The organism is Streptomyces sp. NPDC057616 (assembly GCF_042800575.1).
In the GTDB taxonomy this organism is placed as follows: Bacteria; Actinomycetota; Actinomycetes; order Streptomycetales; family Streptomycetaceae; genus Streptomyces.
Genome location: NZ_JBHVGU010000018.1, coordinates 1 through 26403 on the forward strand (window position 1 = coordinate 1; position 26403 = coordinate 26403).

At 70.2% G+C, this 26403-nt stretch carries 29 protein-coding genes and 2 pseudogenes; 10 read left to right on the forward strand and 21 right to left on the reverse strand.

Annotated features, from left to right (window positions below):
- Positions 1–32: 32 nt before the first annotated feature.
- The 4 genes from ACFU97_RS22865 to ctaD all read right to left on the reverse strand — a co-directional run bounded on the left by ACFU97_RS22865 (position 33) and on the right by ctaD (position 3600).
- A complete protein-coding gene (locus ACFU97_RS22865; RefSeq protein ID WP_384259367.1) occupies positions 33–329 on the reverse strand; it encodes a DUF6510 family protein in 297 nt (98 codons plus the stop codon).
- A 10-nt stretch (positions 330–339) separates the two neighbouring features.
- Positions 340–1086, reverse strand: a complete 747-nt coding sequence (locus ACFU97_RS22870; protein WP_384259370.1) for a ferredoxin reductase — start codon at positions 1084–1086, stop codon at positions 340–342.
- Between the two features lie 151 nt (positions 1087–1237).
- A complete protein-coding gene (locus tag ACFU97_RS22875; RefSeq protein WP_384259372.1) occupies positions 1238–1690 on the reverse strand; it encodes a DUF5709 domain-containing protein in 453 nt (150 codons plus the stop codon).
- A gap of 278 nt (positions 1691–1968) precedes the next feature.
- Positions 1969–3600, reverse strand: a complete 1632-nt coding sequence (gene ctaD, locus ACFU97_RS22880; protein ID WP_384259777.1) for a cytochrome c oxidase subunit I — start codon at positions 3598–3600, stop codon at positions 1969–1971.
- Between the two features lie 595 nt (positions 3601–4195).
- Between ctaD and ACFU97_RS22885 the strand changes: the two genes are divergently transcribed.
- On the forward strand, positions 4196–4873 hold the full coding sequence (locus tag ACFU97_RS22885; protein WP_384259374.1) for a DNA-3-methyladenine glycosylase family protein: 678 nt from the start codon (positions 4196–4198) through the stop codon (positions 4871–4873).
- A gap of 127 nt (positions 4874–5000) precedes the next feature.
- A complete protein-coding gene (gene nhaA, locus ACFU97_RS22890) occupies positions 5001–6920 on the forward strand; it encodes a Na+/H+ antiporter NhaA (RefSeq protein ID WP_384259377.1) in 1920 nt (639 codons plus the stop codon).
- Positions 6921–6926: 6 nt separating this feature from the next.
- Here the strand turns inward: nhaA and ACFU97_RS22895 are convergent.
- The 5 genes and pseudogenes from ACFU97_RS22895 to ACFU97_RS22915 form a co-directional block, all read right to left on the reverse strand.
- Positions 6927–7013: pseudogene (locus ACFU97_RS22895) on the reverse strand (IS5/IS1182 family transposase); the annotation flags it as partial.
- 213 nt (positions 7014–7226) lie between these two features.
- Entirely contained in the window at positions 7227–8249 is a 1023-nt protein-coding gene (locus ACFU97_RS22900; RefSeq protein ID WP_384259379.1) for a slipin family protein, read from the reverse strand.
- Between the two features lie 123 nt (positions 8250–8372).
- Positions 8373–8807 (reverse strand): DUF5994 family protein, encoded by a 435-nt coding sequence (locus ACFU97_RS22905; protein ID WP_384259382.1) that lies wholly within the window; start codon positions 8805–8807, stop codon positions 8373–8375.
- A gap of 87 nt (positions 8808–8894) precedes the next feature.
- Positions 8895–9164, reverse strand: coding sequence for a hypothetical protein (locus ACFU97_RS22910; protein WP_384259385.1), 270 nt, complete (start codon positions 9162–9164; stop codon positions 8895–8897).
- Positions 9165–9169: 5 nt separating this feature from the next.
- A complete protein-coding gene (locus ACFU97_RS22915) occupies positions 9170–9712 on the reverse strand; it encodes a hypothetical protein (RefSeq protein WP_384259387.1) in 543 nt (180 codons plus the stop codon).
- A 596-nt stretch (positions 9713–10308) separates the two neighbouring features.
- On the opposite strand from ACFU97_RS22915, the gene ACFU97_RS22920 reads away from it, so the two are divergent.
- Together ACFU97_RS22920 and ACFU97_RS22925 are read left to right on the forward strand one after the other, a co-directional pair.
- Positions 10309–10569: a hypothetical protein gene (locus ACFU97_RS22920; protein WP_384259390.1), complete on the forward strand. Its 261-nt coding sequence runs from the start codon at positions 10309–10311 to the stop codon at positions 10567–10569.
- On the forward strand, positions 10566–10910 hold the full coding sequence (locus ACFU97_RS22925) for a hypothetical protein (RefSeq protein ID WP_384259392.1): 345 nt from the start codon (positions 10566–10568) through the stop codon (positions 10908–10910). The genes ACFU97_RS22920 and ACFU97_RS22925 overlap by 4 nt, the downstream gene beginning before the upstream one ends.
- On the opposite strand, the gene ACFU97_RS22930 is transcribed toward ACFU97_RS22925, so the two are convergent.
- The gene (locus tag ACFU97_RS22930) at positions 10888–11013 is read right to left on the reverse strand and encodes a hypothetical protein (RefSeq protein WP_384259395.1); all 126 of its coding nucleotides are present in this window, start codon (positions 11011–11013) and stop codon (positions 10888–10890) included. The genes ACFU97_RS22925 and ACFU97_RS22930 overlap by 23 nt on opposite strands.
- 505 nt (positions 11014–11518) lie before the next feature.
- A complete protein-coding gene (locus ACFU97_RS22935; protein ID WP_384259397.1) occupies positions 11519–11767 on the reverse strand; it encodes a hypothetical protein in 249 nt (82 codons plus the stop codon).
- 625 nt (positions 11768–12392) lie between these two features.
- Between ACFU97_RS22935 and ACFU97_RS22940 the strand changes: the two genes are divergently transcribed.
- Positions 12393–12887, forward strand: coding sequence for an Asp23/Gls24 family envelope stress response protein (locus tag ACFU97_RS22940; RefSeq protein ID WP_384259400.1), 495 nt, complete (start codon positions 12393–12395; stop codon positions 12885–12887).
- A 281-nt stretch (positions 12888–13168) separates the two neighbouring features.
- Here ACFU97_RS22940 and ACFU97_RS22945 read toward each other — a convergent pair whose 3' ends face one another.
- Both ACFU97_RS22945 and ACFU97_RS22950 read right to left on the reverse strand, forming a co-directional pair.
- Positions 13169–13525 (reverse strand): PRC-barrel domain-containing protein, encoded by a 357-nt coding sequence (locus ACFU97_RS22945; RefSeq protein ID WP_384259780.1) that lies wholly within the window; start codon positions 13523–13525, stop codon positions 13169–13171.
- Positions 13526–13797: 272 nt separating this feature from the next.
- Positions 13798–14091 (reverse strand): hypothetical protein, encoded by a 294-nt coding sequence (locus ACFU97_RS22950; protein ID WP_384259402.1) that lies wholly within the window; start codon positions 14089–14091, stop codon positions 13798–13800.
- 329 nt (positions 14092–14420) lie between these two features.
- On the opposite strand from ACFU97_RS22950, the gene ACFU97_RS22955 reads away from it, so the two are divergent.
- The 3 genes from ACFU97_RS22955 (at position 14421) to ACFU97_RS22965 (ending at position 15988) form a co-directional block, all read left to right on the forward strand.
- The gene (locus ACFU97_RS22955; RefSeq protein WP_384259405.1) at positions 14421–14630 is read left to right on the forward strand and encodes a hypothetical protein; all 210 of its coding nucleotides are present in this window, start codon (positions 14421–14423) and stop codon (positions 14628–14630) included.
- Between the two features lie 117 nt (positions 14631–14747).
- Positions 14748–14897, forward strand: a complete 150-nt coding sequence (locus ACFU97_RS22960) for a hydrophobic protein (protein ID WP_384259408.1) — start codon at positions 14748–14750, stop codon at positions 14895–14897.
- A gap of 47 nt (positions 14898–14944) precedes the next feature.
- Entirely contained in the window at positions 14945–15988 is a 1044-nt protein-coding gene (locus ACFU97_RS22965) for a fatty acid desaturase family protein (protein ID WP_384259410.1), read from the forward strand.
- A 311-nt stretch (positions 15989–16299) separates the two neighbouring features.
- On the opposite strand, the gene ACFU97_RS22970 is transcribed toward ACFU97_RS22965, so the two are convergent.
- From ACFU97_RS22970 to ACFU97_RS23000, 7 genes and pseudogenes are all read right to left on the reverse strand, one after another.
- Complete coding sequence (locus ACFU97_RS22970; protein ID WP_384259412.1) at positions 16300–16542, reverse strand: DUF5302 domain-containing protein; 243 nt, start codon at positions 16540–16542, stop codon at positions 16300–16302.
- Between the two features lie 455 nt (positions 16543–16997).
- Positions 16998–17470, reverse strand: a pseudogene (locus ACFU97_RS22975) (SDR family NAD(P)-dependent oxidoreductase).
- Positions 17471–17635: 165 nt separating this feature from the next.
- A complete protein-coding gene (locus tag ACFU97_RS22980; protein WP_384259415.1) occupies positions 17636–17950 on the reverse strand; it encodes an STAS domain-containing protein in 315 nt (104 codons plus the stop codon).
- Between the two features lie 343 nt (positions 17951–18293).
- Complete coding sequence (locus ACFU97_RS22985; RefSeq protein WP_384259418.1) at positions 18294–18887, reverse strand: DUF5994 family protein; 594 nt, start codon at positions 18885–18887, stop codon at positions 18294–18296.
- 541 nt (positions 18888–19428) lie between these two features.
- Entirely contained in the window at positions 19429–19935 is a 507-nt protein-coding gene (locus ACFU97_RS22990; RefSeq protein WP_384259421.1) for a DUF5994 family protein, read from the reverse strand.
- 511 nt (positions 19936–20446) lie between these two features.
- Positions 20447–21547, reverse strand: coding sequence for a fatty acid desaturase family protein (locus ACFU97_RS22995; RefSeq protein WP_384259424.1), 1101 nt, complete (start codon positions 21545–21547; stop codon positions 20447–20449).
- A gap of 136 nt (positions 21548–21683) precedes the next feature.
- Entirely contained in the window at positions 21684–21887 is a 204-nt protein-coding gene (locus tag ACFU97_RS23000) for a cold-shock protein (RefSeq protein ID WP_384259427.1), read from the reverse strand.
- Between the two features lie 1163 nt (positions 21888–23050).
- On the opposite strand from ACFU97_RS23000, the gene ACFU97_RS23005 reads away from it, so the two are divergent.
- On the forward strand, positions 23051–24277 hold the full coding sequence (locus ACFU97_RS23005) for a PP2C family protein-serine/threonine phosphatase (RefSeq protein WP_384259429.1): 1227 nt from the start codon (positions 23051–23053) through the stop codon (positions 24275–24277).
- Between the two features lie 239 nt (positions 24278–24516).
- On the opposite strand, the gene ACFU97_RS23010 is transcribed toward ACFU97_RS23005, so the two are convergent.
- Positions 24517–24978: an ATP-binding protein gene (locus ACFU97_RS23010; RefSeq protein ID WP_384259431.1), complete on the reverse strand. Its 462-nt coding sequence runs from the start codon at positions 24976–24978 to the stop codon at positions 24517–24519.
- Between the two features lie 507 nt (positions 24979–25485).
- On the opposite strand from ACFU97_RS23010, the gene ACFU97_RS23015 reads away from it, so the two are divergent.
- A complete protein-coding gene (locus tag ACFU97_RS23015) occupies positions 25486–26130 on the forward strand; it encodes a GAP family protein (RefSeq protein ID WP_384259434.1) in 645 nt (214 codons plus the stop codon).
- Positions 26131–26403 lie beyond the last annotated feature (273 nt).

The following is a 26403-nucleotide window of genomic DNA, read 5'->3' on the forward strand; positions in this document are numbered from 1 at the left end:
GGTACACGCTCGGAGAGCGCCGCCCCTGTGGGTCAGCCTCCCGTGGGGATCGCCAGCACGGTGACGCCGCGCATGTCGAGCCAGCTCGTTCCCGCCGTGCTCACCAGGCGGATCATCACCTGTCCGCAGCTCTGGCACCGGGCGACCAGTCCCGGTGCCCGCGCGTACACACGCAGGCCGGCGACGGGCCCGGTGCGACCGCAGTGGGCACACCGGCTGATCGCCGCGGTCAGGTCCACGGCGAAGATCTCGGCGAGGGGCCCGGCCAGAGCGTTGCCGTCCACGTGGGTCTCGTCGACGCCGGGGGGCGCCTCGTTCTGCGATGTCATCTCGGCCTCCTCAGCCGCCGAAGCGCTCGGTTCGCACGCGCTCGGGAGCATGTCCGAGCAGCACCAGGTAGGCGGCCGCCTTCTCGACGAAGCCCGTGGGGCCGCACACGTAGACGAGCGGCTCGAAGTCCGGCGGCCAGCCGTGGCGCGCCAGGTCCTCCGGAGTGATGCGGCCCGCGGGGCGCGCGGCCCCCTCCGGGGCCTCGCGTGTGTAGATGCGTGTCACGTCCAGTCCGGGCCCGCCCTGCTGCATCTCGGGGCCGTAGAGCTGCTCCTGTGGTGAGCGGAGCGAGTAGATCAGCCGGAACGGGACCCGGCTGCCGACGGCATGCCGGGCCCGGATCATGCACATCAGGGGCACCAGCCCGGACCCTCCGGCCACCAGCAGGACCGGCTCGTGCTGCTCCGGCTGCCAGACGAACCAGCCGCCGACCGGGCCCCTCAGCTCCAGTCGGTCGCCGGGAACCAACTCGTCGACCAGGTAGGGCGAGACCTCACCGTCGGCAATGCGCTGGACCGTCAGCTCCACACGTGTGCCGTCCTGGGCCGACGCGATGGAGTAGCTGCGCTGCGTGCTGTATCCGTCCTCCGCGGTCAGGCGGACGTCCACGTGCTGGCCGGCGAGATGGCCGGGCCATCCCGGCACGTCCAAGGTCAGGGTGACGGCCGTCGGCGACTCGACATGCCGTCCCGTCACCTCGGCAGCTCTCCAACGCAGTCGGTCGCCCAGTCTCCCCACTACCGCTGCTCTCGCCATGGTTCTCCGTAGGTGTGATAGCCGGCGCTCTCCCTGAACCCCGGGGTGTCGTCGTCGCGTAGGTCGATGCCGAGGACGCGGGCTGCCGACCGGAGGCTGCGGTCGCGCGCCGGCCCGCCATCGCCTTCGGCCGTCCGTCTCGGGACTGGTGTCATTCGATGTCGCGATCGGGGACGACGTGGATGGCTGCCTCTTCCGCGGAGGCCGCGCCGCCGTCGATGCCGACGTCCCGCGCCGTGTAGTCGTCGTCGAAACCCACGTCACCGTCCGTGTCCCAGCCCACCAGGCGGCCCGCGCGCTCGTCGCCGACCTGGTCGTCGAGGAGTTCCCCGTCGGTGTCGACGGTGTCGCCCAGTCCGTCGCCTTCGTCCTGCGCGCTCAGTTCGGGGACCTCGCGCCTCAGTCGGTGGGTCAGGTCCTCGTGGGAGGCCGCCTCTCTGGCGGTCAGGCCCCACTCGGAGACGCCGAGGGATCTCTCGGGAGGCGAGTACGCCTCGTCGAGGATGTCCTCGCCGAACTCGTCCTCGTCGTACTCCTCTTCGGGGCGCAAGGGGTTGAAGTCTGCCGGATCACTCGACGCCGAAGCGTCATCTGCTGCTGTCATCAGGGTCTCCCAGGCCGTGTCGTCTTCTCCCGCGCCGTCCTGCCGCAGTGGCCCGGGTCCCCTCATCCAAGCGTCGCGGAGTGAACGCGGCATCTACGCGGCGTCGCCGAGCCGACGCGGGTTCCTCGTCCAGGCGGAGGTCGCCCGCGCGAGCCGGCCCCAGCTTCCCGGCCGATCGAGGTGCTGCCGGCCGATCGAGGTGCTGCTCGTCGATCCAGGTGTCGCCGGCCGCGACCCGCGGTTGTCCGGAGACCGATGGGGCGCCGGTCCCGCGACCGTCAGCGCCCGCTGCGCTCCAGGGCCCGGACCTCGGGATGGCGTAGATCGAAAGCCGGAGACTCCGAGCGGATGGTGGGCAGGGACAGGAAGTTGTGCCGCGGGGGCGGGCAGGAGGTGGCCCATTCCAGCGAACGGCCGTATCCCCAGGGGTCGTTGTCCGCCACGCGCGGCGCGTAGTGCGAGGTCTTCCAGACGTTGTAGAGGAACGGCAGCATGGAGGCGCCGAGCAGGAAGGACCCGATCGTCGAGACGGTGTTGAGGGCGGTGAAGCCGTCGGCCGCCAGGTAGTCGGCGTAGCGCCGCGGCATTCCCTCGACGCCCAGCCAGTGCTGGACGAGGAACGTGCAGTGGAACCCGACGAAGAGGGTCCAGAAGTGGATCTTCCCGATGCGCTCGTCGAGCATCTTGCCCGTGAACTTGGGCCACCAGAAGTAGAAGCCCGCGAACATGGCGAACACCACGGTGCCGAAGACGGTGTAGTGGAAGTGCGCCACGACGAAGTACGAGTCGGAGACGTGGAAGTCCAGGGGCGGGGAGGCGAGCAGCACCCCCGTCAGGCCGCCGAAGAGGAACGTGACGAGGAAGCCCATGGCCCACAGCATGGGCGTCTCGAAGGACAGGGATCCCTTCCACATCGTTCCGATCCAGTTGAAGAACTTCACGCCCGTGGGGACGGCGATCAGGAACGACATGAACGCGAAGAAGGGCAGCAGGACCCCGCCGGTGACGAACATGTGGTGCGCCCAGACGGTCACCGAGAGGCCGGCGATGGCGATCGTGGCCCCGACCAGGCCCATGTAGCCGAAGACCGGCTTCCTGCTGAACACGGGCAGGATCTCGGTGACGATGCCGAAGAACGGCAGGGCGATGATGTACACCTCGGGGTGGCCGAAGAACCAGAAGAGGTGCTGCCACAACAGGGGCCCTCCGTTGGCCGCGTCGAAGACGTGCGCGCCGAGCTTCCGGTCCGCCTCCAGAGCGAGGAGGGCCGCCGCCAGCGTCGGGAAGGCGATCAGGACCAGGACCGCGGTGAGCAGGATGTTCCACGTGAAGATCGGCATGCGGAACATGGTCATGCCGGGCGCGCGCATGCAGATGATGGTGGTGATGAAGTTGACCGAGCCGAGGATGGTCCCGAAGCCCGAGAGGGCGAGGCCCATGATCCAGAGGTCGCCGCCCACGCCGGGCGACCGCAGGGCGCTCGACAGCGGCGCGTAGCCGGTCCACCCCCAGTGGGCCGAGCCGTCGGGGGTGAGGAATCCCGACAGGACGATCAGGGAGCCCAGGAGGTAGAGCCAGTAGGCGAACATGTTCAGCCGGGGGAACGCGACGTCCGGGGCACCGATCTGCAGGGGCATGATCCAGTTCGCGAACCCTGCGAACAGGGGGGTGGCGAAGACCAGGAGCATGATGGTGCCGTGCGCGGTGAAGGCCTGGTTGAACTGTTCGTTGGACAGGAACTGCAGGCCCGGGCGCGCGAGTTCGGCTCGCATGACGAGGGCGAAGGCGCCGCCGACGAGGAAGAACACGAACGAGGTCGTCAGATAGAGCGTCCCGATCCTCTTGTGGTCGGTGGTGGTCAGCCACTCCACCACCGCCCTGCCCGCACCTGCGCTCTGTCGGCGCTCCATGGCCGTGTCGGCCACCTGTACTTCCGCCACCGTCGCCTCCGTGCGTCTGATCTGGGGGCGCGACGACGTGCTCGCCGTGCCGTGAGCGCAAATCAAGCAGCGCGGCATACATGTGCCGTCTACGGCGGGTGAAGGGGCTGGCGGGAGCAGCTCCTGGCGAGGGTGCCGGGGGCACCGCCTGGCGCGCCTGGCGGGGGCCAGCTCCTGGCGAGCGGGGCGGCATCAGCCGAGGCACACGGCCGCCTACGACGAGGAGCACCCCTCGGCAGGTGTGGCCCGCCGGCGCCTGCCTGATGATGGACACCTGGGTGCGGACCGATCCGACGGCCCACGCCGAGGCACCGTCGACCCACACGTCCTCGGCTACCGGCTAGGGTGGCGAGGCTTGACCGGATGGGCGGCTCTTCCCGCTCGGCGGTCCGCGCTGCCGGCGGGCCGCGGCAGGCGGTGCAGCACGGCGGGACGTCTCCCGCGTAGATGTGGTGTAGATGGGCGCGAGGTGCCGGGGCGACGCCCGTCCGGTACGCAGGAGGGGCGCCGACGGCGCCGAGGACGGGCCCACCGCCCTTCGACCACGACAGCGCATGGAGCAGCCATGGCCCTCGCAACCGCCTACGGACACCTGGCCGCGGCGGATCCCGTGCTGCGGCGGCTGGTGGGGAGCGTCGGCCGTCCCGACCCGTTCACCTGGCAGGAGCGCGGCTACCCGGCGTCGTCCAGCTTCGCCGCGATGGCCCTCCACATCGTCGGCCAGCAGATCTCCACCGCGGCGGCCCTGACGATCTTCGGGCGGGTTTCGGCGTCGATGGGCGGCGAGGTCACCCCGGCCGGGCTCCTCGCCCTGCCCGAGGACCGGCTACGGGCCTGCGGACTGTCCCGGGCCAAGGCGTCCTACCTGCACGACCTTGCCCGGCGGCAGGCGCAGGGCGCCATCGATCTGGAGAACATGGCCGACGTCGACGACGCCACCGCGCTCGCCGACCTGACGGCCGTGCGGGGCGTCGGCCTCTGGTCCGCCCAGATGTTCCTCGTCCACCAGCTCAAGCGCCCGGACGTCCTGCCCGCGGGTGACATCGGCATCCGCCGGGCGATCGAGCGGGCCTGGCGGCTCGACGCCGTACCCGGGGTCGAGGAGACCCGGCGCCGTGCCCTTCCCTGGGCCCCCTACCGCACGTACGCCGCGGCCCTGCTGTGGGCCTCGCTCTCGACGCCCCTCGCCTTCGCGGAGAGGCCGGGCGGTCGTGCACGCCGAACTCTCGGGTCGCCGCAGTGAACCGGGCCGCCCGCACCGGGGCCGGCGTCCGCGGGCCACGGCAGGCCGAGAGTCCGGCACGGAGCACCGGACCACCCCCTCCCGGAGCCCGCCTTCCCCGTGTCCCTCCACTCCCCCAGTCGGTGCCATGAACCTCCCGTCCGATCCTCCCGCGTTCTCCGGCCAGTCACTGTGCGCTGACGCCGGCCGCTCGCCGCTGCGCGCCTTCCTGCACACCGAGGTCGCCAGTGCCGTCGTACTCCTGGCGGCCGCTGTCGCCGCCCTGGTGTGGGCGAACGCAGCGCCGGCGCACTACGAGTCGTTCTGGAGCGCACACGTCGCCCTTCAGGCCGGCCCCTATCGCGCCTCGCTGTCGCTGCACGAGCTCGTCAACAACGGCCTCATGACGGTGTTCTTCTTCGTCGTCGGCCTGGAGGCCCGCCGCGAGTTCGACATGGGCGAACTGCGGGAGCGCAAGCGCCTCGCGCTCCCGCTGGCCGCCGGGGTGAGCGGGATGCTCGTCCCGATCGCGATCTACCTCGCCTTCAACGCGGGGCAGCCGTCGGCGCACGGCTGGGGAGCGGCGATGTCGACGGACACCGCCTTCGCCCTCGGCATGCTCGCCACGTTCGGCGCCCGCCTGCCGGCCGGACTGCGGGTCTTCATCCTGACCATCGCCGTCGTCGACGACCTCCTGGCCCTGGTCGTCATCGCGACCGCCTACAGCAGCGACGTCAAGGTCGTGTCGCTGCTTGCGGCCGTGGGCCTGTTCGGCGTGGTGCTGCTTGCGCGCGGCCTGGAGGTACGTCGGGGGCTGGTGTACGGGATCCTCGCGGTCGCCGCCTGGGCCGCACTGGCCCGTTCCGGAGTGGACCCGGTCATCATCGGGCTCGCGATGGGCCTGCTCACCTACGCGGGCCCGGCCTCGCGCGGGGAACTGGAGCGCACCAGCGGGCTCTTCCGCCGCTTCCGCGAGCAGCCCACGCCCGAGGCCGCGCGCGTGGTGCGGGAGGGCCTCGCCTCGGCCCTCTCCCCGAACGAGCGCATGCAGCGGCTCTTCCACCCCTGGTCGAGCTACGTGATCGTCCCCTTGTTCTCACTGGCGAACGCGGGGATCGTCATCGACTCCGGCCTGCTCTCCCGGGCAGCCACGTCCCCCATCACTCTCGGCATCTTCGTCGCCTACGTGGTGGGCAAGCCCATCGGGATCCTGGGCGCGTCAGCCACGGCGACCGGCCTCAGCCGTGGGCGTGTCCGGCCTCCGGCGGGATGGGGCGCGGTCGCCTCCGGCGGCGCGCTGGCCGGTGTCGGCTTCACGGTCTCGCTGCTCATCGCCTCACGCGCCTTTGTCGGCGCCGACCTCGACGAGGCCAAGGCGGGGGTGCTGGGCGCCGTCGTCGTCTCGTTCGCCCTCAGCTGGGTCATCACCGGGACGGTCAACCTGCTGCCGCACCCGGCCCGACTTCGCGCGCGCATCGGCAGGGCGGAGACCATCGTGGACCTGGCCGTGCCGGTCGACCCCTCACGCGACCACGTGCGGGGGCCTCAGTCGGCGGCGGTGACCATCGTCGAGTACGGCGACTACGAGTGCCGCTACTGCGGCCTGGCCGAACCGGTGGTCCGAGATCTCCTCCGCGGCCGTGACGACGTGCGCTACGTGTGGCGGCACCTCCCCCTCGCCGACATCCACCCACACGCCCAGATCGCCGCCGAGGCTGCCGAGGCCGCCGCGCACCAAGGTGCCTACTGGGAGATGCACGACTTCCTCCTCACCCACCAGAACAGCCTCACCCTCGCCGACCTGTCCGCCCACGCCACAGCCATCGGGCTGGACGTGGACCGCTTCCGCGCCGACGTGAGGAGCAGGGTCGGCGCCGACCGCGTCGCGGAGGACGTGGAGAGCGCCGACCTCAGCGGGGTCGCGGGGACACCCACGTTCTTCATCAACGGCCGCCGCCACCACGGCGCCTACGACATCGCGAGCCTGACGGCGGCTGTGCGCACGGCGCGGGAGCGGGCCGCGGTGGCACGAGACCGCCGGCACGGAAAGCTGCCGAGCGCACCGTGAGCGTTTTCAGCGTTGCCTCTCCAGGGTGAGGACGGCTTTGGCGATGACGGTCATACGGTTGGGGCTGATGCGGGATCTGTGGAAGATCTGCCAGCCGGCACCGGTGCGATGCGGTCGTCGGGAATCTGTTCCTGGACAGTCGTCTTGAAGCTGCGCGATGAGGGGCCGACTTTGACCTTCCAGTCACTCTCCACGTCGTCACTCTTCGAAACGTCGTTGCACCCTTCGCGAAGCTGCTGAATCGGTCGTGCCCATGTCGGCCTTGGGTGCCGCAGTCGGCGGCTCGTGCCGCCGGCTCGCCCACGTTCAGCCACCGGCGTACGACGCGTCGGGGTCGGGCTCGGTGTGTGTCGGCCAGTTGTCCCGCCGTTCCCGCGCCACTGCCGCGCGACTGCCGACCCGATCTCCATGGGAGCCGACCCGTTCTCCGCTCAGAGGGAAGGCGGACGCTGTGGGTGCCGGGGTGATCAGTTCGGGGAGTTCATGGTGTTCCGGACGCTCCGTGCGCTCCGGACGTTCGGGGAGCGCGGGGCGGGGGATGCTCCGGTGGATGGATTCGCCGTCGCTCTCCCGGCTCTGGTGCTCGAAGAAGCGGAGCATCTCCACCGGGAACGGCATGACCAGGGTGCTGTTCTTCTCCGCCGAGACGTCCACCACGGTTTGCAGCAGGCGGAGTTGAAGCGCGCCCGGAGTGTCGGCCATGGTCGCCGCGGCGTCACTCAGCCGCTGGGACGCCTGGAACTCACCGTCGGCGGCGATGACCCGGGAACGGCGTTCACGCTCTGCCTCGGCCTGCTTGGACATGGAGCGCATCATCGACTGCGGAAGGGCGATGTCCTTGATCTCCACCCGCTCGATGCGCAGACCCCAGGGTTCCTCGGTGGGAGCGTCCATCACCTTCTTGAGCTCCGCGTTGATGTGGTCACGGTCGGACAGGAGCGTGTCGAGATCCGCCCGGCCGATGACCGCGCGCAGCGAGGTCTGGGCGATCTGGGAGACGGCGCTGGGGTAATCGCGGACGTTCACCAGCGCCTTGACGGGGTCGATGACCCTGAAGTAGACGACCGCGTCGACGGTGAGCGTCACGTTGTCGGCGGTGATGGACCCTTGAGGCGGGATGCCCAGCACCTGGGTCTGTACCGACACCTTCCGCATCCGGTCCCCGATCGGCCGGATGACGCGCAGACCCGGCCCGCGGATGTCGGGCAGCAGCCGGCCGAAACGGAACACCACACCCTTCTCGTACTGCTGGACGTTGCGAAGGCTCAGGGCGAGCAGGACCAGCCCGGCGAGGACGAGCACCACCAGCACGGTGATCAGAACACCCATGGTTCTCACATTCCTTACGTCGACGGTGCCCGGACACGAGCGGTCCGGGAAGCATCCGGCACGGGAGGACCCCGGCCGGTGTCCGTGGCGCGGCCGGGGTCCCGGGCTGCTGATGTGGCTCTGCTACGTCGGCCCGGCTCGGCGGGCCGAACGCTGCGGTACATCGCTCCGGCCGGCCCCGGTGATGCCGGTGGCGGCCAGAATCCGCTCGGCCGGGACGGCATTGTCGTCCTGTACGGCCATGACCATCGCGGCCTGCGCGGGTCCGATACCGGCGCCCGGCCGGATCACGAGGAAGAGGAAGTGGTCCTGGTCGCCACGGGTGACGATCATGGTGTTGTCGCCCACGACGGACCGGTCGATGCGGACCATGTGCCCGTCGACGAACACATGGCCCGGGGCGCCGTCCCAGTCGCCCGCGTCGAGGCCCACGCGGGCGATGGGTCCTGGACGCGCCGTCAGCGCGGTGAGGAGAGCCGACAGCTGGGTCTTGAGGTCGCGTGTCCGCGGCCACCAAGCGCCGTCGAACGTCCCTGTGCACCTGACTGTCGTCTCCATCCGCAGGACCGCGGCGCCTGGAAGCACCGGCTCACTGCAGGTGTCCGCCAGAAGCCTGACGGGACGCTCGGCGCGGAGCATGACGACTCACTTCCCCGCCGTCCGGGTCCGGCGCCGTGGCCGGAGCCGTCCGCGTCCACCGTCGCGGTGGTCGCGGCGATCGCCGACGCCATTCGTTCCGGCGCGACCGCGAAGCTTCTGCGGGGCCGATGGTGCCAACCCCCGGACATCCGTCCGGGAACGGCCGTAGCGGAATGCGGCGATGCGCGCGTCGTGCTGGTTGTTGAGCAGGTGGATCAGCAGCACGCCCACGACAACCATCGCCAGGAGTGCCATCACGGCCACGAAGGTCTCCATGACCCTCACATGCCCTTTGCCGGATTCGGTGTCGGCAGGGCGACTGCCGGAATGGTGAGTACCGGAGCAGTGACTGCCGGGATCCGTGGACGTGAGGCCGGACCGGAGGCCTCACGGCCGCCTTCGGCGTCCCAGACGATCTCCACGGCCCGTTCGGCCGCGGTCACGGTGCGCAGACGCGCCGCATCCTCCATCAGCCGTCCCGTGGCCGACGTGCGCATCGGGTCGCTCACGGCGGCCTTCATCCACGCGGCCGAGACGCGAGTCGTCTGCGGGCCGAGCACTGCTGTCGCCCAGGGAAGTTCCGTCGCCGGATAACAGTCGCGGTGCCACCATGCGCCGTCCAGCAGAGCCGGGATCGAACCGGTGAGAGCGGGCGCGATGCGGAGGGACGGAGAAGAGGGCCGGTGTTCGTTTGCCGGCGCGTACGAAACGGTCGCTGTCATGATGCGAACCCTGCTCCGGGCCGGTCGGACCGGCCCGGTGAAATCAATCGCCGAAAACGACACAAGCATGGAGGCCGGTGCGCGAAATACCCTCGGTAACATCAGCTTACTCCTCCGGCGGGCCGTTCCACGGACGCGATCCGTACAAGTGCGGGAAGTGGACGGGCCGACGCCGGGCATCCGGGTACCGATCGCCTGCCGGGGCCGACCGTCTGTGGCAGTGAGGAGCGCGCCACGAGCGCGAACACGGCCGCGACCGCGTTACCCGACACTCTTCATTCAGAAGCTGACGGTCCATCTGGCGGCGTGATACGCGACCATTCGGTGCGGGGGCAGCCGCTGAAGCAACTCCCAGAGCGGACGTGCCCCCCGCCCACTTACCAGAGCGGCTGTCACAACGACTCCGGCGCAACCACGCCGGAGTCGCCCTTCCGGGCGGCTGCACGTGAGAGTGAGCCAACCCACGATCCATGTTACTGCGGCCGCCGCGGCTCCCGCTCGAGGGTGATCGACGCGGCCGGGGGCACGGGCCGTGCCGCACAAGCCGGCTCTCGCCGCGCTCCCTGAACAGCCGCCAAGGGACCATCAGCTCCGGGTGCGAGACCGTTACACGGGGCGTCACCAACTGCCTCCGGGCAGGGATACGCTGTTCGCACAGGCCCCGGCCTTCGGCAGTGTCCGCTCCGGAGAGGCCCCCCGTGTTCGCCCTGCTCCTCATCGTCGTCGTGGTTCTGTTCGGCTTCGGCTTCTTCAGCCCCGTCTGGTGGGTGGCCGCGGCCTCAGTCGTGCTGGTGTTCGGCGCGATTCAATACGGGCGCCGTGGTGAAGGCGGAGGCTGGGACCGTGGCGGCAGTTCCGATCTCCGGGAGCACCAGGACTACCGCAAGCGCCGGTACCGCCCTCCGCATCGGGCGCGCTGCAGGCGCGAGGCTCGCAGGGACAGCGAGCACCGCGGATGACCGACACCACGCCCCGAGAGGAGCAGCGGCCGTCGACTGCTCGGGAGGCGGCACTACCGGCCGAGGTCGACGAACTGCGCGCCGGCGGCGAGCGGTGGGAGCGGTGGCAGGCGAGCCGTGCGGTGATCGACCAGGCACGCGGCATGGTGATGGCCCTGGCGCCCTGCACCAGTGAGAGGGCCTGGGACCTGCCGGTGGATATGACGCGAAGGCTGCACCATCAAGCTCAGGGACGTGGCCGCAGCCTGGTCGCCACGACGAAGGACTATGCGCTCCCGGCACCGCCACGGCAGGAGCTGCGCCAGGCACTGCGGCGCCTCACATCCGCGGACCGGAGATGACGGCGTACAGGTCCAGAACTCCCGGGCCGATCGCGCCCATCTGCAGAGAAAGCGCGAAGACCGGGCGGGCCCCGGCTTCCAGAGCCGCCTCGGCGAACACCATCCAGCGATCCTGCAGGCCAGGGTGAGCAGATCGGGCGTCAGGACGGCCGAGCCGTACAGGAAGGCGTCCACAAAGGGCCCCTCGCCCAGCGTGAGTTGAAGCTCTTCCAGTTACTCGCTGACGGTGTCGGTGCTGCACAGCGGGTGACTCGGCGCGGCCCTCGACATCGCAGCCGGCCCCGCCGACCGGCAGCGCGGCCACGGCCGCGGTGCACACGTCCACCACTCCGACCCGGGCACCGCGCCGGGCCGCCTGCTCGGCCACCGGCATCCGAATACGGGCCGACCGGCTCTCAGCGCCCACCCGGAATCGGGTGATCGACCCCGTCCACCAAGGTGGCGCCGAGCGACGCCTGGTGGTCGGTCAGCACCCGCTCCTGCACACGACGGGCGCGTTCCCGGTCCTGCGGGTGCGGGCGGATCAGGATGTCACCGAATGCGAAGGCCCTGCCGGATACCGTGAGTTGCCCGACGCCGCGCGGCAATACTCCGTCGAAGCCGCGCCACTACGAGCCGTCGCCGCGTACCGGGAATCCGAAGGCGCATCTCATCAGGCCGTCCGACTCGGCGATCACCATGGCGAATCCCGGCCGGCCCATGTCCGCGGCGAGACGGTTGAGGAAGTCCTGGCGGCCGGGACGGCGGTACGCATCACCCGGCGCCGGTACGCGGGACTCCACATACAACCCCGCCAGATCCTCGCGCAGGTCCTCCACCAGCCGACGGTTCAGCCGGCGCAGTCGCACCGGAGCCACCGCGGAGGCCTCGCCGATCCCCGGCGTCCGTGACTGCCCCCGCTCGGGTCCGGCCGTCGTCGCACGCCGCCCGGGAGAACAGGCGCAGGTGGGACAGACCCGTGCGGCAGGGCTCGAGCCGGCACATCCGCGGCGTCGCCGGGCGGAGGTGGCGGGTTGCACGGGGAGTGGAAGGCGCATGACGCCTCGGTTCGGAAGACCATCCGGCAGCGGGCCCGGACGTGCCCGATGTCCGGCGCCACCTGGCGCGCTCCCGGCGGGCGCGTACGTGCGGCGGCGTCGGAGCGAAGGCGGACCCGACCACCTGTGGAACAGGAAAGAGGCCCACCCGGTTCTCGTCTGGGTTGCGACGGGTGACGGACCACGAGTCCGCTCCCCGCGCCCTGTGTGTTGAGCAACGACAGCCGCCGGGGTCAGGGACGTCCGTACATCAACATGGTCCCCGGCGCGGTCCGGTGGGTCCGCGGACCCGCCCGGTCCCAGCGCTTGGACCGTGGCCGCAAAGTGACGCCGTACGCGGGCATGCCCGGCGCGTAGCGCGGTACTGGGCAAGCGGCGCGAAAACGCGGTGGCCGACGGCCGCCGGGCACGTCAGCCAGTGCACCACCCGAGGAGGTGGCTTCGCATGACGGAACCGAACGTCTCGACCCGGCCCGAATCCGGCCCGGGGGAGCCCCGCACCGACCTGGGCACGGAACTGCAATCCGCAGCCCCCCGGCTGCGGGAACAGCCGGGAACCCGCGGCCGGACGACCATCGCCGACGGGGTGGTGGAGAAGATCGCCGGCATCGCCGCCCGCGAGGTCCCGGGAATCCACGCACTGGGCGGCGGATTCACCCGCACCATGGGCGCGATGCGCGATCGGGTCCCGGGCGGACATCCGAGCGCGGGGCGCGGCGTCAAGGTCGAGGTCGGTAAGAAACAGACCGCCATCGATCTCCAGGTCGTCGTCGCATACGGGGTGAGCATCACCGACGTCGCCGCAGAGGTGCGTGAGAACGTGATCGCGGCGGTGGAACGGATGACGGGCCTGGAAGTCGTCGAAGTGAACATCGCGGTCAACGACGTGCACCTCCCGGACGAGGACACGCAGGAGACCGCCGAGGACCGGGTGCTTTAAGGCCTCGCCCGGGCAGACGCGGCCGCGACTGCCCGGGGCAGTCTCCGGATGGTGTCGGACGGTCGGTTCCCGGCGTTCGAGTCGTCGGACCCCGGACACGTCGAACGGAGGCGGCCGGATCGGCACGACGGGACGGAGGACTGTGGGTGGCGGTTCAGCGCCGTCCGCCTGTCACGGACAGCCAACGCCGCGCACCGATTCCGGTACGTGGGCTTCGAAGGGGCGGACCCTCGAAGACGCCGGACCTTGCGAACACGGCAGCCCTCCCGTCCGAAGGACGGTCAGCGGCGCGCAAGTTGCCGTTCTCCGCCTGCGCCGGGCTGGTAGGGCAGTCCGTAGTGCTTGAAGACGGCTTCCTCCTGCTCGGCGGGAAGCACGCCGTCGGTATCGATCGAAGGAGCCTGCTTCACCAGCGTTCTGACATACCCGACCTTCAGATAGCCCGGCCCGACGATCGCGTCCTCGAGGGGAACGAAGACCAGACGGTGCCGGGTGGGCAGTCCGGTCCGTACCGTGGCCATGGCCGGCTCATCGGTGGTGGTGTCCACATAGACCGCCTCCAGGACACCGATCTTGTGCGACTCGGAGTCGATGACGTCTCGGTTGCGCCATTCCCGGACGTCGGCTGCGTGGATCATGGTCTCTCCCTGTCTGGACGACTCATCGGCCGATGACGCGTCGCGCCCTCGGTCCTCCGCGCGAAACAGCCGCAGTGCACGCCGCAGCGCACGCTGCATCCGCTCCGGGAGCGGCTTGCCCTCCCAGGCGGCGACCACGGCCGCGGCCACCTCCGGAAGTTCGGTGTCGCACTGCCGCGAGATGTCGACCAGCAGGTTCCTGGCCGCCTCGCGGCTGCGGGGATCCAGGACCATCACCCTCCTGGACCGTGGCTGCCCGCCCACTCCAGGGGTCACCTGTGGTGGTCGTGGTCCCGGCGCTCCTCGCGCCGCCAGCGAGCCCGATTCTGGCGGCTGTAGCGGCGGTCCCAGCGTTCCTGGCGATCCCGGCGCTCCCGATAGTCCCGGTAGTCCCGGGGTTGCCGAAAGTTCCCGAGATCGGAACCGCCACGGCTTCGGCCTCCGCCACGATCGCGGCCATAGCGGGTCGCGCCGTAGACCAGCACCGCCGCCGCCACCCACCAGATGGGGTGAAGGAAGCCGAAGCCGAAGAGAACAGCGATGAGGATCATGAGCAGCACGAACATGGTTGCCCTCCCCGGGAGCGGGACACAGCATCGATACCGGGGACTGGGGCCTCCATCACAGCTTAGTCCTGACTGCTTGGCACCTGTCGGGAAACGGCTGCGAGGGCTAGCGTGCGAGTTGCCGCCCCGGCCCCCGGCAGCGTCGCACCGCCGACGCGCTCCCCAGAGGGCGCACCCTGCGCATCAGTGCCCGAACCCGCCGCGTCACGAGCCCGGCCGTTCCCGCACCCGCTCGTCGTCACGAGAACCCGGCGAAGCCCCGATGCGCCTCAAGCGGGCAACGAACTGCCGCCCGCCGCGTCGCACGCATCCCAAACCAGGCGGTACACATGTACGCGCTGATCGTTCCCGCTTCAACCCCCTTCGTCCTGCTCATCGTGGTGATGGCCCTTTCGTGGTGGGAGGACCGCATCCTGCCGCCGTCGACCGAGCCGGCCGAATCCCCCGCCGAAACTCCGCTCACCCCGGCGGCCCCGGCACAGCTCCCAGAACTCGCCCGTGTCGACACCGCATTGACAAGAGAGGTTGCCGAGCGTTGACTGACGGCACGGCGTAGGGCCATGCCACTCCGGTACATCGGGGCGCGGCATTCCACCTTCCCACTTCGCCCGGATCCCGCGGAATAAAGGAAATCCCCGCGATCTGGAGGCCCGGCGATGATCTGGATTCTTCTCCTTCTGCTGATCCTGGTGGTTTTCGGGTTCGGCTTCACGATGCAGATCCTGTGGTGGGTCGCCGCTGTCCTACTGGTCATCTGGATCGCCGGCTTCGCCATGCGCGGGCGCGGCAGTGGCCGCCGCCGGTAGTCCGTTCCGGAATCCGACCCCGCCCGCTTCGCAGAGAGCCGTACTTCATGCCTGCAACCACGGTGTACCCCGCACGGTCGGAGAGCTCCGGGAGTGACTTCGCCCGGCTGGCAAGGAAGATCACCCATGCCGGGCTGCTGGAGCGCCGCCCCGGCTACTACACACTCCGGATCACGCTCGTGGCGGGGCTCTACGGCGGCGCGTGGACCGCCCTCGCATTCGTCAAGGACAGCTGGTGGACACTGGCGGTCGCGGCCTTGCTGGCTGTTGCCTTCGGCCAGGTTGCCCTCGTGGCCCATGATGTAGCGCACCGTCAGGTGTTCCGCCGACGCCGAGCCAGCGAGACGTGCGGCCGGATCGCCGGAGCCGCCATCGGCATGGGATACGGCTGGTGGCAGGACAAGCACACCCGCCACCACGCCAACCCCAACCACGACGAACTAGACCCCGACCTCGCCCCCGACCTGCTGGTCTGGTCCCAGGACCAGGCCCGGGTCGTCACGGGGCTGCCCCGCCTGATCGGCCGCTGGCAGGCGTACCTGTTCTTTCCCCTCCTCACGCTGGAGGGTTTCAACCTGCATGTGTCGAGCGGCAAGGCGCTGGTCAATCGCTCCCTCAAACAGCGGAAGCTCGACGGGGCCCTACTGTTCGGGCACGGTGCGGCCTACCTGGCCGCCGTGTTCTGGATCCTTCCGCCCGGCATGGCGATCGCCTTCATCGCTGTCCACCAGGGCCTGTTCGGCCTCTACCTCGGCTCCCTCTTCGCCCCCAACCACAAGGGCATGCCGATCCTGACGCGCGACGACCGCCCGGACTTCCTCCGCCGCCAGGTGCTCACCTCACGCAACGTGAGCGGGGGCTGGTTCACCGACATCGCGCTGGGCGGGCTGAACCACCAGATCGAACATCACCTCTTCCCCAGCATGCCCAGCCCCAACCTGCGCAAGGCCCGGGCCATCGTCCGGCACCACTGCGAGGAGCTGGGCGTGAGCTATGTCGAGACCGGATTGATCGCCTCCTACCGCCAGGCGCTCACCAGCCTCCACCAGGCAGGAGCACCCCTCCGCCGACTCAACCGCGTCCACGCCTAGCTTGCGCAGAGCGGCCCTCTCCCCCTCCAAAGGCGTCGGCGGCCCGGTCGGCACGTCTGCTCGGGCCCACTTCCGCAAGGCCTTTGGTGCAACGCAACCGCGGCTCGAGGCACATGAGTTCAACGGTCCGTCCACATCCCCCTTGGCCCTGCATCGCACCACCGGAGATCACCGCACCCCCGCGATCACCCGAGGTACTGATCGACACCGTCTACGGGGCACCGCTGAAGTTCGCCGGCGACAGCCTCCTCCGTACCGAAGGGAAGCGGCCCCCACCGTTGGGGAAACCATCTCCCACGGCACGCTGTTGATCAGCCACCGGCCTTGCGGCGGAACGACCGCTGGCTGGCAGCCGGGCCGTGCGCGGCGCGGATCTTTGACCCGTCGGAGCTCCCGGCGGACTCGGCGGCATCGGCCTGGACGCCGCGCTTGCGGGCCAGGGCCTCCCGGAACTTGCGCTTGAGGTCATAGGTGCCGTCTTCGTCGGGCGTGACAGCGGGAGTCTCGGTGTCTGCCGACTCCGAACCTTCTGGGGATGCAGACTCTGCGGTCATGACGACCTCCTGGTTCGGGGACTAGGAGCACAGCTTGTCACACCTCGCGCAGCGCACCGCCGGGCACCATCACCGCCTCGCCGGCGGACGCCGCAGCGTGAGGCCTTCGGCGCCACCCTGGGCACCGCCGTCCTGGTGATCGCCGTGTGAGGTGCCGCGTACGGTCGCGGCGGACCGCGAGCCCTGATCAGCGGCATTCTGGTCGACACCTCCGGCCCCCGCCTCGTGGCTCGGCTCCGCACGGGCGACGTGGCCGGGCGTGCCCGGCCGTCCCCGTCCCCGCCGTCCTCCGCCGGACCACCGGCACCGCAGCACGGGTGATGAGGGCCACCTGCTTGGTCACACCGGTCTCGGCCTGTTCGGCGGAGGCGACGCCGAGCAGGCTGAGCAGGCAGCGTCCCGGCCGGCCGGAGCACGGCAGCGGGCCGCCGGACGGCCCGCCCTGCGGCTCCGGCCTACCGAAAGCCGAGTTGCCGCTCGGTGCCGGTCAGCTCCCTGCCGGCGGACCAAAGTTGAGCGGCGACGGCCGGGTCAGCCATGTGAGAGGAGACGGGCTCACGGCGTGGTAGGCCACCCAGGCCGAAGGCCCTCGGCCCCCACAGCTGCCCTCGCGGGGCGTCGAGCGCGACCCCTGCGTTGTGGACCACCGCATCGAGATGATCGCGGTCTTCAGCGACGACAGGTCGGCGAGGTCCAGTGGAAGGTGCCGCACATGCGCGTCGGAGACGCGCGAGCGGATCGAGGCCATGGCGGTGTCGGCCTTCGCGGCGTCCCGGCAGCCGAGTACGACGACGGCTCCGGTGGCGGCGAGCTGCTCCGCGGCGAAGCAACCGATCCCGGTGTTACCCCCAGTGATCAGGAAGACCCTGCCCCCTGCGGACGGCAGCCGGTGGACGTCCCACAATCGGCCCTGGGATGCGGAAGACATGGTGCCAGGCTCCTGGCGCCGACAGATCACGGACGCCGCCGACGGACTTCCGACGACCCTCCGGAGAACTGCCGGGAGCGAGAAGTCCGTTGCCCCACGGCAGGCGCGGAACTGAGAGCGAGTGTGGCCGGGCATCTCCACGCCCGTTCATGAAACGGAGCGACGTCAACACAGGAGCAGGCGGTCGGAGCCTGTGTCCGTGAGGAGCCGTGCGATCTGTGAGGAGGGATAGTGCAGTCGCAGGGATGCCTGTGTTTCGGCCGCGTGCCGTGATGCGTCGAGGAAGACGCGCAGGCCGCTCCTGTCGCAGTGACCGACGGCGGTCAGGTCGACGTCGATGCTGGTGATGCCGTCGTCCAGGCACCGCTCCAGGGCGGTCCGTACCTGGGGTGCGGTGGCCCGGTCGATCTCACCGGCCAGGGTGATCAATGCTCGCGTGCCCCGGTCGTGCCGGTAGATGTTCAGCTGCGGAAGAGTCATGTTGCCTCGCTTCATCGGGGTCGGCCGTTCCTCGCCGCACCGGGGGCTCCGCAGCGAAGGGGGGACTGGTCACCGCTGGTGCGAGGTAGGGCTGCGACGGAGCGGCGGACATCGGCCGTGGCCTTGCTCGCGGACGTCGTTCGCCGGCGCGTGTCGACTCGGACCGACCGGGTTCCTCCGGGAGCGGTGATGTGCCACTCTCGCGGCGGCCGGGCAGCGCGACGCTGTTCCGGGCCGCGGCGGTTCCGTCGGCGCGTGTGATGTTGAGCCGGTGGATGACGTATGCCACCACCGCGATGGGGACGATGACGGCGGCCGTCAGTGAGGCGTTCATGGCAGCCGCTCACATACCGATGATCAGGCGGCTGGCCCGACTGGGCGGACCGGACTGTTGCGCGGGCGGCGCGGACATGGCGGAAGCACCGCCCTCGTACTCCCATGCCTCCTCCGGGGCCGGTGCCGTATCGGTCGCGGAGGCTGTGTGCCGGGGATCGTCAGCTGCGACTAGCTCACTGGCAGTCAGGGGCGAGCCGGCGTATTCGGACGCGGCAGCCATCAGCCGGGCCGCCGCCTCCGCCCCGGTCTCCGGCGGGATGACCAGCAGGTCCCATCGGCCGGTTCCGTAGGAGAGCAGCAACAGTTTGTGTGGATCGATCTCCGGGGTGAACCAGCCGACCTTGACGATGTGGCCGTCCACGGGAACCTGTCGGGGGATGATCGGCCAGTACTTCGGGTTGACCGCGATGCGTGTGATGCGGCCCCACAAGGGATCCAACGCGTCGGTCAGCGCGGGCAGTTCGTTGAGCAGGTCCCGGGAACGCGGCCACCAGGCACCGTCCAGGAGTCCGCGGGAAGGGCCGTCGATCTTCAGCGCGAGACGCGCGGCCGGGGCTGCGACGGGCTCGGGTTGCGACGTGGTGTGCAAGGTCACCGACATGATGCGGGGCCCGTCTCCGAACCGCCTTTGCGGCGGTCCGGGTTTCATCTCTCGCCGAGAACGACCCGGCGTGGAAGCCGGTGTGCGAAATGCCCTCGGTCTCACCAGCCTACTCCGCGCTCCGCCGCAGCGCGCAGCAGTGGACGCCTGTATGTGGAGCAGCCGCTGGGCGATCTCCGGGTAGCGACCCAGCACGAGCCGGAGTCGGCCGGCTCGTGTCTCGGGGTGTTGGTCCTGCCGGCCGGCGCGCAGGACGCGCCGACGTTCCGCTGAGCGGTTCACCAACCGGGCGCCGGCTTCGTCGCAAGTGCAATCGGCCTCTTGCAGCGCCGGGAGCGGAGTGCCGTGGGCGGCGCAGGACGATCCAGACCTTGATGAGGCGTCAAAACGCCGCACGGCACTCGCTGTTGTCCACTGGGTGGACTCTCATGCTGGCTGACCGGCGCGCGTCGGCGGAATGGTTTGCGGTGTGCCACCTCCTCGTGGCCGAGGCTGTGACGACGGCCGAGGCCGTGACGCAGTCGGTCGCCCCCGCCCTCAGTCAGCCGGGCTGTCCGGTGCCGGCCTCGTACGAGGTGCAGGGGGCCTCGGCCTGTTCTGCCGCCATGAGGGCGGAGGCGGTCCCCGGCTGGCCCGTGCTCGTGCTCGCGGCGGTCATCAGCCGGGCGGCCGAGGGGCGGGTCGTCTCCGGGGGAATCACCAGGAGGTCCCAGCGGCCCGACGTGCCGGACAGCAGCAGGATCATGTGCGGATCCAGCTCCGAGGTGAACCAACCGATCTTCACCGCATGGCCGTTGACCAAGATCCTGCGCGGAAGGACCGGCCAGTAGCGGGCATTGACGGCGATCCGGGTGATCTGGCCCCACAGCGGGTCCAGCACGTCGGCCAGGGCCGGAAGCTCTTGGGTCAGGTCACGTGAGCGAGGCCACCAGGCGCCGTCCAGCTCGGCCTGTCCCGGAGACGGGCTCACGGGTTTGAGGGCGAGACGTGCGGTCGGGGCCCTGAAGGGTACGGCGCTCAGCGGCGGATGGCCAGTGGTCGCAGACATGGTGCGAACCCGTCTCCGGACACCTGCGCGGGCAGTTGTCCGGCGTTGTCACTCACCAGGAACGACACCGGTTTCGGGACCGGTGCGCGAAATACTCCCGATGACCTCACGCTACTCCTCGAACAGGCAGAACGGACCACTCCGGGCTGTCGCCCCACCTCCGCCGGCCGCCTTCCCCGGGCAGCACTGGTCTCCAGCGAGGCCGCGTCCGATTCCGCCCGCCCGCGTCGTCACACGGCGGGCTGGAGACGGACACCTCCCCCGGCCCACGCGGCCTACCGTGAGACCAGGAAGACACTCCTCATCGCTCGCAGGCAGGCGAAATGCCACGTCCGGCGATGACCACGCCCTGTCGTCGCCCCAGGATCGACGCCGAGAGCGAGGTCTGGGCGAGGCTTCCACGGCGGCGCCGCGGTCCTGGCGATCGGTGCGCCGTCGAGAACGTTCGACGGCGCTGTGCGACAGCCGGTGAGCCGCACGGATTCCGATGGAGGCTCGAACGGCGAGGTGATCAGTACTCCAGCTCGGGGCGCAGGCGCAGCGGCCCCCCTACCGCGTGGAGATGCCGGAGTACCTGGGCGTAGGAGTCGAGGAGTCCGGTCTCGTGGTACGCGATGCCGTGCCCGGCACAGTAGGTGCGGACGATTTCCTGGGCATGGCGCAGGCTGGGGCGCGGCATGGAGGGGAACAAGTGGTGCTCGATCTGGTAGTTGAGCCCGCCGAGCGCGAAGTCGGTGAGTCGGTGACCGCGGATGTTGCGTGACGTCAGTACCTGCCGGCGCAGGAAGTCGACCTTTTCGTCCTTGCCGAACAGGGCCATGCCCTTGTGGTTCGGGGCGAACGAGCACCCCATGTACAGGCCGAACAGACCTTGGTGGACGAGGAGGAAGACGACGGCCTGCACAGGAGTCAGGACCAGGAACAGTGCGGCGAGATAGCCGCCGAGATGAGCCGTCAGCAAGCCGGCCTCTCCCGCCTTGGTCGTCCGCGACTTCGCCGTGCCGGTGCGGTCGATCAGCGCCCGTACACCGGCGACGTGCAGGGCGAGTCCTTCCAGGAGCAGCATCGGGAAGAACAGCCAGGCCTGGTGACGGGCCAGCCATGCGTGGGCCCCGCTGCGGGCACGGGCGTGGTCCTCGGTGAAGGCGATGGCGCCGTCGGCGATGTCGGGGTCGCGGTCGACGTGGTTCGGGTGGGAGTGGTGCCGGTTGTGCTTGGCGATCCACCAGCCGTAGCTCAGGCCGATCAGCAGGTCTGCGTGCACGCGGCCGAGCAGGTTGTTGGCACGCTTGGAACCGGCTATCTGGTGATGTCCCGCGTCATGCCCGATGAATCCGGTCTGGGTGAACATCACGGCCAGGAAGGCGGCGGTCAGCAGCTGCCACCACGACTGCCCGATCACGGCGAAGGCGGCCCAACCGGCAGCCAGCAGGAGGAAGTTGACGGCGATCTTGGCAGTGTAGTAGCCCGGCCGCCGCTTCAGCAGCCCGCTCCGCCTCACCGCACGGGAGAGCACGGCGTAGTCGCTTCCCCGGGTTCCAGGAGGAGGTTTCGTGGTCGCGGCGTGACCGGCCGTCGGATCGGGGCCTCTGTAGACGGTGTCGGTGCTCACGGTTTCGCCTTTCGGGATGCGCGGGCCGAAACGACCGGCGCGGGGGCAGGCCGCCGTACGCGGGAAGCCTGTGCGGAACAGACGCGAGCAGCGCGAGGCAGGCCCGCGGTACGGGCCTGCCTCGTGCGAGATGTCCTCAAAGCGCGCGGACCGGGTCGGCCTGCACGCCCCTGGGGCCCTGGCCGGCGGTGATCACCACCCGCTGGTGCTCCTCCAGGGAGCGGCAAGCGCCGGTGTCGATCACCGAGTGGTGGACGAAGACGTCGGCACCGGGCTCGTCAGGGGTGACGAAGCCGGGACCGTGCTCCGCGTTGAACCACTTCGCGGTTCCTCGAACCATGCGGCGTCTCCTTCGAGATGGCGAGTAGGTCGGGCATGCGCGCGATCACGCGATCCCGGGCTGCTGGTCGCCAGCCGTCGAAGAAAACCCCGAGACGACGAAACGCCCGCTGTCAGAACTCCGCGGGCGCTTCCACGTTCGCAAACTTCAACTACAACCAGTGGCTCCAACGTCCGGTGAGCAGAGAACGTTCCCTCATGGGATGCGAAAGGGGCGGGCGATGCTCTCGGGGCGGTTCCGGACTCCGGCCCCAGCACATGAGGAATGAGACGATCCGACGCGTCTTCAGACACTCACTCCGACAGGCCCCGTACCGTTCGCGGAGTATCTCGCCGGGTTCGACATCATCGTCACCTGCGTCCGGCAGGGCACCGACGCACCCTAGACCTTCGTCACCGACGAGGAAGTCGCCCTGTTCCGGCCGGGCACCGTCTTCATCGACGTCTCCTGCGATGCAGGCATGGGCTTTTCCTGGGCCCGTCCGACCACCTTCGCCGATCCGACCCACGCGCGGCCCGTCCGGCGCACCCCGAATCGGACGCGCCGTTTCGCTGCGCCCGCGCCGCCTCCGACCGCTGGTCACCGGTGGCCGCGCAGGCGTGTTCCGGTACCTACGTCGCAGTTGTCGGCCCGGACGTAGGCCCCGAGTTGACGCGGCACGGACGCGTGGCGTGCTCTCGTGCAGGTCCGGGTGGGTCGAGGCCGCGTGCGACGTTCAGCCCAATCGAACGAGCACAACGGGCGGCTCCGTTCCACCGTCTCCGGCGACCGGCCGTACGCACACGTCAAAGGCCGCGCGAGTTCCGCGAGGAACGACACCGCCGGGTTCTGGAGGACACCGCACCCTCCCCCGCCGGCCCGGCTCCGACCACACCGGTCACCACCGGGTCCCCCGCAGAGCCGTGAGCAGCACCGCGACATCCAGCAGCCCCACCAAGAAGCCGACACGAGCAACTGCGCACGCAAGCCGCGCATCGCGGCCCCGCGCGGACGCCGACCCGCCGCGGCTGACGATGTCTTGCGGACATGCGGCCGGGCGATGCCGCGGCACACGGCTGGCCAGGTGATCACGGTGAGCTGACGGGAACGGTGCAGGGGCATCGTGATGTGTTGGCTCTTACCGTGAACAGCACACCTACGGTCGGCGTCAAGGCAGGCACTCCATGAACTCGCAGATCGACTACGAGGCGGTCTTCCACGCCCTGCCCGGGATGGTGGCGCTGCTCACGCCGGACCTGGTGTATGCCGACGCCAACAAGGACTTCGAGCGGCTGGCCGGGCGTACCCGCGAGCAGTTGGTGGGCCGCTACATCTTCGACGTCTTTCCCGAGAACCCGAACGATCCGGCCGCGACCGGGATGCGGGAGACCGAGGCGTCCATGCTGCGGGTGGTGGCCACGGGCGAGCGCGACACCATGGCACTGGTCCGCTACGACATCGAGGACCCCGAGCGGCCCGGCCTCTGGGAGGAGCACTACTGGAGCCCGGTGAACGCCCCTGTTCTCGCACCGGACGGGCGGGTGACACTGATCGTGCACCGGGTGGAGGAGATCACCGAGCTTCTTCGTGCCCGCGACGGTCTGGACAGCGGCAGCCGGGCGCGGGTGCTGCAGACCGATCTCTACACCCGCTCGCGTGAACTGCAGGAGGTCAACGAGCGCCTGCGCCAGGCCCACGCCCACGAGCGTGAGGTGGCCCTGGCCCTGCAGGAGGCCATGCTGCCTGTCCCCAGCCCCGTCGGGCATCACCAGGCAGCCGTGCGTTACCAACCTGCCACCAGAACCCTGAACGTGTGCGGCGACTGGTACGACCTGGCCGATCTGCCCGGTGACAGCATCGCGGTGGCCGTCGGCGACGTCGTCGGCCACGGCCTGGCGGCCGCCTGCGTCATGGGACAGCTGCGCAGTGCGTTGAGCGCTGCCTGCCGCATCGCCGAAGGGCCCGCCCGCGCCCTGGAGGCCCTCGGCCTGTACGCCCGCTTCGTAGAAGGCGCGGAGTCCACGACCGCGGCAACGGTCTTCATCGACTGGGACCGCCACACCCTCACGTACAGCAGCGCCGGCCACCCACCGCCCGCCGTACTGCACCCCGACGGCACCGTGACCTTCCTCGACCAGGCCACCGACCCGCCGCTCGGTGCCCGCGTCGACCACGTTCCCCGTCCGCAGGCCCGCGCCCCCTTCACCGAGGGCGCCACCCTGATCCTCTACACCGACGGCCTGATCGAGCGCCGACACGAGGACATCGACACCGGCCTGGCTCGCCTCGCCGCCTCCCTCACTCGCCACCGGGGCGCCGCCCCCGAAGCCCTCGCCGACGCCATCCTGTCCGATCTCCTCCCACCCTCCGGTACCACCGACGACATCGCATTGGTCGTCATCCGCCTGTAACCGCAGCCGGGCTCGGCCATACCCTTCGGGACGACGGGGCAGATCACTCTCGCTCGCTGCAGGTCAGGCAGTAGAGCGCCAGCGAGTGGCGCACCCGTGGGCGACACGGCGAGGAGTCCTTTTCGCCACGAACAGGGGCGGGCCGCACAGCGGTGCCCGCCGGGTGACCCAGAGCAACCAGGCCGACTCGTCAGGCGCCGTCACGCCCGTCGCCTCACTTGCTGCCGATCGTTTCGGGATCACATCAAGCGGCCGGCCGGGTTCCCACCGGGGTCGTCGGCCGGCACGACGGCGGCCTTGACCCGTTTGCCCACCGGGTCGCGCCGCACCTCGAAGCTGCGGCTCACCGTCATCACGATCTCCAGACCGTGCTGCCCGATCCGGTTCGGATCCACCTGGTAGGCCGCCGGCAGCGTGGGATCGGTGTCCCACACACTGATCTCCACCGCGCCGCCGTTGAACTCCATGTCCAGAAGGGCAGGGCCCGGCGCGTACTTGTACGCGTTGGTGACCAGCTCGCTGACCACCAACTCGACCGTGCCCATCGCCCGCTCCGACACCGGGATGCCGTGCACGGCCTGCAGTTCGGTCATGAACCGTCGCGCCGCATGCCGCGCCGCGGCGATCGGCTCACTACCGTCCAGGGCCAGCGCGGCACATGCGGGGTGGGGGGCCGACGGCTGGAATTCGTCTTTGTGCATGACTGATCCACACCGCCACCCTTGTCCTGAGTCCTCACGGCCACCAGCGCGCATACCCACGTAGCGGCAATGCAGTCCTCGCCGCGAACGGGCGACCGCCAGACCTGCCGCCGCACCTGTCCGCTCGCGCATGTCCCTGAAGGGCCGGACAGGCGGTCGAACGGCCCGCGGCGCCGATGCTCCAAGGCCTCGACGTCGGCTGCGAGGGCGCCCGGGCAGTGACCGACGGCTACTCCGGCCCTCGCCTTCCGGAAGTTCACCGGAGCTCGCACCGCGCCGCCGTCGATGTCGGCGGGAAACCCTACGTCGGCCTCGGAGCGACTCAGGCCATGCCCGCCGAAACGCCCGACGGGCAGCCGGTGCGGCCATGCAGGCGTGCCCTGCTTGACCGGCCGGGCCGCCGCCTGCAGAGTCGGGTTGCGGCCCGGCAGCAGCACCGCACTCTGCCGACCGATCCGCACCTCCACAGGTGGCAGACGGCCCCGACACCCAGGAGCGGCTGATCCGATGGTCCTCGACCTGGTTGCGATCGCTACGGCCATCACCCTGGGGCCCTTGCACAACAGCGCTTTCATCCTGCTGCTCTCCTCGCGGCGCGGCGTTCGCCAGGGCCTGGCGTTCCTGTTGTCGTGGCTGGCCAACTTGATTGCAGTGATCGCCTGTGTGGTGCTGCTGACCGGCGGTCAGCCCCCGGCCCGTCACAGCGTGCCCTCGACCGCCGTGATCGATGTGAAACTCGCCATCGGCCTGACACTGCTGCTGTACGGCGCATACCGCTATCGCCGACCGCCCCGCCCGCACGGTCCGCCACGCTGGACCGCCCGGATCGACAACGCCTCTCCGGCCACGGCGGCCGGTCTGGCGTGGCTGCTGCAGCCCTGGGGACTGGTCGGTGCCGGAGCCGCGACCGCCGTGGACGCGGACCTCTCCACCCTCGCCGACTGGCTCGCACTGTCCGGCTACTGTCTGCTGGCCACACTCAGCCTCGTCGTCATGGAGATGTACACGGTGTGGGCGCCCGCCGTGGCGAACACGCGGTTGAACGCCCTGCGGAACTGGCTGGAGCAGCATCAGGAACAGCTGATCGTCACGCTCTCCCTGCTCCTCGGCCTGTGGCTGACGGCCCGGAGCATCGCCGAACTGGTCGGCTGACCGGGACGACCCGGCGGCGATACGCCCGCACGGCTGCCCCGGCGGTGGGCTGACAACCCGGCGGAACTGCTCGGCGTCGGTCTTGAGCAGAACCTGTGTCCGGTGGACGGTGCCGGCCTGGACCACGATGCCGTCGGCGGCGCGGTGCTGCACGACCTGGTGCCGGCGTCGGCGGCCTCCCTCGTGCCGGGTCGGCGGTCCGGGAGTCTTGCGGGCGGCGCTGCCGCACCCCCCAGCCGGCTCGGAGCCCGAGCCGACTGGGGGCCCGGGCCG

What these genes read in the sequence shown, in the direction of transcription:
- ACFU97_RS22865 (WP_384259367.1), bottom strand. Translation starts at nt 329, where the DNA reads ATGACATCGCAGAACGAGGCGCCCCCCGGCGTCGACGAGACCCACGTG.
- ACFU97_RS22870 (WP_384259370.1), bottom strand. Translation starts at nt 1,086, where the DNA reads ATGGCGAGAGCAGCGGTAGTGGGGAGACTGGGCGACCGACTGCGTTGG.
- ACFU97_RS22875 (WP_384259372.1), bottom strand. Translation starts at nt 1,690, where the DNA reads ATGACAGCAGCAGATGACGCTTCGGCGTCGAGTGATCCGGCAGACTTC.
- ctaD (WP_384259777.1), bottom strand. Translation starts at nt 3,600, where the DNA reads ATGGAGCGCCGACAGAGCGCAGGTGCGGGCAGGGCGGTGGTGGAGTGG.
- ACFU97_RS22885 (WP_384259374.1), top strand. Translation starts at nt 4,196, where the DNA reads ATGGCCCTCGCAACCGCCTACGGACACCTGGCCGCGGCGGATCCCGTG.
- nhaA (WP_384259377.1), top strand. Translation starts at nt 5,001, where the DNA reads ATGAACCTCCCGTCCGATCCTCCCGCGTTCTCCGGCCAGTCACTGTGC.
- ACFU97_RS22900 (WP_384259379.1), bottom strand. Translation starts at nt 8,249, where the DNA reads ATGGGTGTTCTGATCACCGTGCTGGTGGTGCTCGTCCTCGCCGGGCTG.
- ACFU97_RS22905 (WP_384259382.1), bottom strand. Translation starts at nt 8,807, where the DNA reads ATGGAGACGACAGTCAGGTGCACAGGGACGTTCGACGGCGCTTGGTGG.
- ACFU97_RS22910 (WP_384259385.1), bottom strand. Translation starts at nt 9,164, where the DNA reads ATGGAGACCTTCGTGGCCGTGATGGCACTCCTGGCGATGGTTGTCGTG.
- ACFU97_RS22915 (WP_384259387.1), bottom strand. Translation starts at nt 9,712, where the DNA reads ATGTTACCGAGGGTATTTCGCGCACCGGCCTCCATGCTTGTGTCGTTT.
- ACFU97_RS22925 (WP_384259392.1), top strand. Translation starts at nt 10,566, where the DNA reads ATGACCGACACCACGCCCCGAGAGGAGCAGCGGCCGTCGACTGCTCGG.
- ACFU97_RS22930 (WP_384259395.1), bottom strand. Translation starts at nt 11,013, where the DNA reads ATGGTGTTCGCCGAGGCGGCTCTGGAAGCCGGGGCCCGCCCGGTCTTC.
- ACFU97_RS22940 (WP_384259400.1), top strand. Translation starts at nt 12,393, where the DNA reads ATGACGGAACCGAACGTCTCGACCCGGCCCGAATCCGGCCCGGGGGAG.
- ACFU97_RS22945 (WP_384259780.1), bottom strand. Translation starts at nt 13,525, where the DNA reads ATGATCCACGCAGCCGACGTCCGGGAATGGCGCAACCGAGACGTCATC.
- ACFU97_RS22950 (WP_384259402.1), bottom strand. Translation starts at nt 14,091, where the DNA reads ATGTTCGTGCTGCTCATGATCCTCATCGCTGTTCTCTTCGGCTTCGGC.
- ACFU97_RS22955 (WP_384259405.1), top strand. Translation starts at nt 14,421, where the DNA reads ATGTACGCGCTGATCGTTCCCGCTTCAACCCCCTTCGTCCTGCTCATC.
- ACFU97_RS22960 (WP_384259408.1), top strand. Translation starts at nt 14,748, where the DNA reads ATGATCTGGATTCTTCTCCTTCTGCTGATCCTGGTGGTTTTCGGGTTC.
- ACFU97_RS22965 (WP_384259410.1), top strand. Translation starts at nt 14,945, where the DNA reads ATGCCTGCAACCACGGTGTACCCCGCACGGTCGGAGAGCTCCGGGAGT.
- ACFU97_RS22970 (WP_384259412.1), bottom strand. Translation starts at nt 16,542, where the DNA reads ATGACCGCAGAGTCTGCATCCCCAGAAGGTTCGGAGTCGGCAGACACC.
- ACFU97_RS22980 (WP_384259415.1), bottom strand. Translation starts at nt 17,950, where the DNA reads ATGACTCTTCCGCAGCTGAACATCTACCGGCACGACCGGGGCACGCGA.
- ACFU97_RS22985 (WP_384259418.1), bottom strand. Translation starts at nt 18,887, where the DNA reads ATGTCGGTGACCTTGCACACCACGTCGCAACCCGAGCCCGTCGCAGCC.
- ACFU97_RS22990 (WP_384259421.1), bottom strand. Translation starts at nt 19,935, where the DNA reads ATGTCTGCGACCACTGGCCATCCGCCGCTGAGCGCCGTACCCTTCAGG.
- ACFU97_RS23000 (WP_384259427.1), bottom strand. Translation starts at nt 21,887, where the DNA reads ATGGTTCGAGGAACCGCGAAGTGGTTCAACGCGGAGCACGGTCCCGGC.
- ACFU97_RS23005 (WP_384259429.1), top strand. Translation starts at nt 23,051, where the DNA reads ATGAACTCGCAGATCGACTACGAGGCGGTCTTCCACGCCCTGCCCGGG.
- ACFU97_RS23010 (WP_384259431.1), bottom strand. Translation starts at nt 24,978, where the DNA reads ATGCACAAAGACGAATTCCAGCCGTCGGCCCCCCACCCCGCATGTGCC.
- ACFU97_RS23015 (WP_384259434.1), top strand. Translation starts at nt 25,486, where the DNA reads ATGGTCCTCGACCTGGTTGCGATCGCTACGGCCATCACCCTGGGGCCC.